Annotated in this window: 3 protein-coding genes; all 3 read right to left on the bottom strand. The window is 72.6% G+C overall.

The window, feature by feature from the left end; translation table 11 throughout:
• Nucleotides 1-37: 37 nt before the first annotated feature.
• Entirely contained in the window at nucleotides 38-964 is a 927-nt protein-coding gene (locus KBX53_RS21755) for an ABC transporter ATP-binding protein (protein ID WP_210861297.1), read from the bottom strand.
• The gene (locus KBX53_RS21750) at nucleotides 961-3999 is read right to left on the bottom strand and encodes an FtsX-like permease family protein (protein ID WP_210861295.1); all 3039 of its coding nucleotides are present in this window, start codon (nucleotides 3997-3999) and stop codon (nucleotides 961-963) included. Before KBX53_RS21750 ends, KBX53_RS21755 begins: the two co-directional genes overlap by 4 nt.
• An 80-nt stretch (nucleotides 4000-4079) precedes the next feature.
• Nucleotides 4080-4727 carry an ABC transporter ATP-binding protein gene (locus KBX53_RS21745; RefSeq protein WP_030336010.1) on the bottom strand — a complete coding sequence of 216 codons (648 nt, stop codon included), beginning with the start codon at nucleotides 4725-4727 and terminating at the stop codon, nucleotides 4080-4082.
• Nucleotides 4728-5068 lie beyond the last annotated feature (341 nt).

The raw sequence follows: 5068 nt of genomic DNA, 5'->3' as shown, positions 1-5068 counted from the left end.
GCCCACCGAGCCGAGCGGGGCCGTTCAGACGGCCTGGTCAGGGCGGGTCGCCGACGCTGGTCACCCCGTCGTCTCCGGGGCGGGACGACGGGGTGGTCACGGCGCGCAGGGTGATCGACTGATCGGTGTGCTCGACCTCGAACAACGTCCCGGCGGGGAAGGCCGCCGACGTCTCGGGCGGCAACTGGATCGTGCCGTCACCGGCCACCACGGCGAAGTCCCGGCCGTCACGCCCCTCGGCGCCGACCCGGCCGTCGCGGATCGTGACCGCCCGGCCCAGTCGGGCGCCCACCTCACCGTCGTGGGTCACCACCACCACTGTGGTGCCCCGCTGCGCGTTGACGGTGGTCAGCGCGGCAAGCACCTCGTCACGACCGGCCACGTCGAGTTGACTGGTCGGCTCGTCGACCAGGAGCAGGCCGGGCCCGGCGGCGAGCCCCTGCGCCAGCGCCGCCCGCTGGCGCTGACCCGGGGTCAGGTCGGCGACCCGCCGCGCGCCGGCACCGCCGAGACCGACCAGCTCCAGGATCGCCTCCGGTGGGTCGAGCCGGCGTCTGGCCGTGCGCGCCACGGCTCGCTGCGCCAACCAGATGTTGCGCGACAGCGACAGGTACGGCAGCAGGTTGCGTTCGGCGCCCTGGAGCACGGTGCCGACAGTGGTGCCGCGCAGGGCGGCCAGGCCCTTGGCGGGGAGCCGGGACAGCTCGTGGTCGCCCACCTGGACCCGCCCGGCGGAGGGCTGCATGAGCCCACCGAGGATCGCCACCAACGTGGACTTGCCGGAGCCGGACGGACCCACCAGCGCCAGCATCTCACCGGCCGCGATGCTCAGGTCCACGCCGGAGAGAGCGACGACGTCCCCGGTGGCGGTGGGGTAGATGTGGATCAGTCGATGGCAGCTGACGGCCACCCCCTCGGCCGGCCGTGCGGTGGTCACCGGCGCGTCCTGCCGGGCCGCGGTCATCGACCGCTCCGGCGGCGCACCGACGCGGCGATGATCCGACCGAGCACGACCGCGGTGAGGGCGAACAGGACGACGGCCGGCACCGCGAACAACAGCAGCCGGTCGACGGTCGGCCAATCGGGTGTCGGAACCGGTGAGCGGCCGTCGCTGAACAGGCGCTGCCCGCCCCGGGTGAGGAGCCAGATCACCAGGGTGACGAGAGCACCCGACCCCACCGCGAACGCGACCGGCCATCCGTAGCCGCCCCGTACGGCGCGTGGCGGCAACCCCTGCCGACGCAGCGCCACCAGCGTGGCCACCCGGGCGCGTTGCTCGGCGGAGGCCGTCGCCACCATGCCGGCCGCCCCGATCAGCACCCCGGCCAGCGCGGCGAAGACGTTGAAGCGCAGCGCCAGGGCCGCTCCCTGTCGATCGAAGTCCGCTCGGACCTGGGTGATCGTCCGGTCGCCCCGCACGACCAGGCCCTGTTCGCGAAGCCGGTCGAGGACGTCGGTGGGAGCCGACCGCGCCAACCAGACCTCCTCGCTGCCGTTCTGACTGGCGACGGCGAGTCGGTCCGCGTACTCCAGGTCGGCGATGAGACCGGACGCGCCGAGCCGCGGCAGGCGGTCGACCAGACCTCTAACCGACCCGTTGGTCGGTGTCCCGTCGACACCGTCGTACGGATGAGACCCGCCGAGGCTCGTCCCCTTCGACCGGGTCAGGTAGATGGGCAGCGGGAACGGCGAATCGAGCACACCGACACCGGCCGGCCTCGCGCGCGGGCCTTCCGCGACTTTGAGGACCAACGCGGCTATCGTTCCGCTCGCGGCGCTGATGGACGTGTCATCCGTATCGAGCAGCCGCCACCGTTGCAGATCGGCGAGCTGTGCGCCGGTCAGCACGACCGACTCGCCCTCGCCCTCGCCGTCGGCGGTGCTCAGCTCCTCGAACTGGACCGTGAGTGGCCGGGACACCACGGGAGCATCGATCTCGATCTTGACGAGTCGGCATTCCTGCGCGCACTCGGGCACCTGGAGGTCGTAATCCTTCCGGCCGGGCGTGATGTCCTCGCGGGCAAGGACAACCCGGGTGCCGTTCCGTCCGGAGATCGTGATCGCGAGGCGGACCCGATGCCCGCCGAAGATCTCGGCGTCGAAGTCGGCGGAGAGCGCCATGATGAGCTGCTGACCCCGCAGCCGCACCGGTTGCCCGGGTGCGGGCGGGTGGATGTCTCGGGCGATGTCCGCCAGCGAGGCGCCGTAGGACGGATGCGGCGCGGCCACCGTCGCCAGCCTCTCGGAGTCCACTGCCAGCAGCGGTGTGCCGGCCGCGGCGGGCGTACCCGACACCACGGCGGCCATCGCGAATCTGCCCTCGGGGTCGACCGCCCGCACGGCTGTCAACAGATGTGCACGCGACGTCGCGTCGACCTCGACGACGCGGGGCGCGCCGACCTCGACGACCGACCGGTCGAGGTAGGCGGCCGAGGCGACCTCACTCGTCGCGACGGTGAAGGCGAGCATGGCGACGGCCACGGTGAGCAGGGCGATCAGCGGCCGGAACCGGGGTTGGCGGGCCACCTGCACCAGGGCGAGGCCGACCGCTGTGCGGCCACGCGCGAGCAGCGCCGCGCCCACAGCGGCGCCGGCGAGCATCGCGACCCGCGCCAGCAGCACGCCTGCGGCGAGCGCTCCGGCGATCGGTGCCACCAGCGCCAGACCACTGGGCGATCCGCCGGAGCGCAACTGCACCACGGCGCCCACGGCGATGGACACCGCGACGACGTCGCCGATGGTGGCCCGCCACCCTCGTACCCGGGCCGGCACCCTACGCAGCAGGTCGACGACCGGCGCGGACATCATCCGGGCCTGGGCCAACAGCACCGCGGCGAGCGCGCCGAGGGCGGCGACAGCGGCGAAGACGATCGTCGTCGCGTCCACGGCGACGTCGGCGTGGGCCGGGAGGGTGCGCGCGGCGAGCAGGTCGGCGGCGGCCAGACCCGCCAGGCAGCCGAGGGGGATCGCGACCAGGACGGGCACGGCGTGCTCACCGATCGCCAGCACCCACAGCCGTCGACGCTGCACGCCACGGAGCAGGAGCAGGCCCTGCTCCGGTCGGCGTTGGTCGGCCGCCGAACCGACAGCGACGAAGAGGACCAGCCAGCAGAGCAGGACGAGCAGCCCCGCGCCCAGCACCACGCCGTCGGCCAGCTGCCCGCGTTGCAGTGTGACGCGGTCCAACAGACTCGGGAGGCTGCTGCCGGCCCCGTAACCCTCACGCCCCCCGTCGCGCTCCAGCACCGCGATCGTCTGCCGCAGGTCCGGCACGGATCGGCCGTCCAGCAACCGTTCGGTGGCGTAGAGATCGGCTGTCGAGCGGGACAGGATCACGTCGTCGTCGGCGAGGGGTGACGACTCGGCGCTGAAGATGGCGTCCTCGGCGCTACCCGGGATCGACGTGGTGGCCGTGTCCGCGGCGGGCGGCCGGATGAGCTCCTCGCCGAGCCAGTACGGATCCCGCACGTCCAACGGTTGGTAGACGCCGGACACCCGCACCGGCACGGCGCCGAAGGTGAACTGATCCCCGACGCCGACACCGAGCCGCGCCGCGGTGTGCGTACTGACCATGACCTCGGGGACCTGACCTCTCGCTGTGGCCCGGGGGCAGGCGCCGGTCACGGTGACCCGCTCACAGACCCCCGCCCGATAGGTCAGGTTCGAGGTCACCCTGCCGGCGCGACCGGCGGCGACACCGCCGCTCTGGGCGCCCAGGACGACGTCGAACCCGGCCGGCGTCAACTGCCGGACCCTGTCGGCGAACACCGTCCTGGTCGGATCGCCGGGCATCCCCGGATACTCGACGGGCTCGGCGAGTCGCACCCGCCGCTCGTTCGGCTGCGCGGTGGACAGTTCGTAGCGCCACAGGGCCTGCCCGGCCGCGGCGGTGTAACTCGGTGCGGCCGCGGCGGCGGCACTGGCGAGCAACGCGAGCAGGAGCACGGCGGCGGCCTGCGCCCGACGGGCCGCGAGCGCTGCCCAGATGATGGTCAGCATTGACGGCGATGCTATCGGCGGTGCCTGTCGCCCGCCGTCCCGTGCGGATGGACTGAGATCTGCCGGTTATCGCAGGCCCGTCAATCGCGGACGATCTCCGCCCGACCCTCGACGAGATGCAGCTCCGCCTCGCAGGCGGCGGCCACCTCCGGGTCGTGGGTGGCGAACACGACCGCCGCGCCCCGGCGTGCCTCGTCGTGCAGCAGATCCAGCACGCGCTGCCGATTGCCCGCGTCCAGCTCGCTGGTCACCTCGTCGGCCAGCAGCACGCCGCCGCGCAGCGCCAGACCGCGAGCGATGGCCGTCCGCTGCTGCTGGCCGCCGGACAGCTCCTCGACCAACTGGTCGGCCTGGCCGGCGAGACCCAGCCGATCCAGCATCGTTGCGGTCTGCTGGCGGGCCTGCGCCGCTGCCACACCGCCGGCGACCAGCGCCACCTGCAGGTTCTCGGTGGCGGTCAGGATCGGGGCCAGACCGTTGTCCTGCGGGACGAGGACGATCCGGTGCTCGACCGCGTGGTCGCGGTCGCGGAGCGCCTGCCCGTCGACTGTCACCGCGCCGTCTCGCGGGCGCAGCAGCCCGGCCATCGCGTGCAGCAGGGTGGTCTTGCCGGCACCCGACGAACCGGTCAACGCCAGCACCCGACCCGGACGGACCGTCACCGACACGTCCCGGAGCACGGTCGGCGCATGGCCGTAGCCGATCGACACCCGTTGAAGAGTCAACATCCGCGCTCGCCCCCTCCGGTAGCGGCGTTCCGCACAGTGCCGCGCCCTACCGCATGGCGCAATTCTCGTTCAGGGGTGGTGCGGCGCGCAGCCCGGCCGAGGCCGGCTCGGGCGCGAATCCAGGGATGTAGAAAACCTTCGATGGGTTCGTTGACTTTTGACGATTTGCTACACAACAATCGGCGTCAATATCGACGGTTGTCTCTCGATTGTGATCCGGCGGGAGGCATCCGTGGCGGAACTCGACGGTCCGAGAACCCATCCGAAAGTGAGGCCACGATGAGACACGGTCGACGACTGGTCGGCGGCACAGCCGCCGCCCTGTTGATGGTCACGAGCCT

The sequence above is a fragment of the Micromonospora sp. M51 genome (genome assembly GCF_018070305.1).
In the GTDB taxonomy this organism is placed as follows: Bacteria; Actinomycetota; Actinomycetes; order Mycobacteriales; family Micromonosporaceae; genus Micromonospora; species Micromonospora parva.
This window is presented reverse-complemented; position numbering and strand designations above follow the sequence as displayed.

Excerpts from the sequence above, each read along its gene's own strand:
- KBX53_RS21755 (WP_210861297.1), bottom strand. The coding sequence starts at position 964 with ATGACCGCGGCCCGGCAGGACGCGCCGGTGACCACCGCACGGCCGGCC.
- KBX53_RS21750 (WP_210861295.1), bottom strand. The coding sequence starts at position 3,999 with ATGCTGACCATCATCTGGGCAGCGCTCGCGGCCCGTCGGGCGCAGGCC.
- KBX53_RS21745 (WP_030336010.1), bottom strand. The coding sequence starts at position 4,727 with ATGTTGACTCTTCAACGGGTGTCGATCGGCTACGGCCATGCGCCGACC.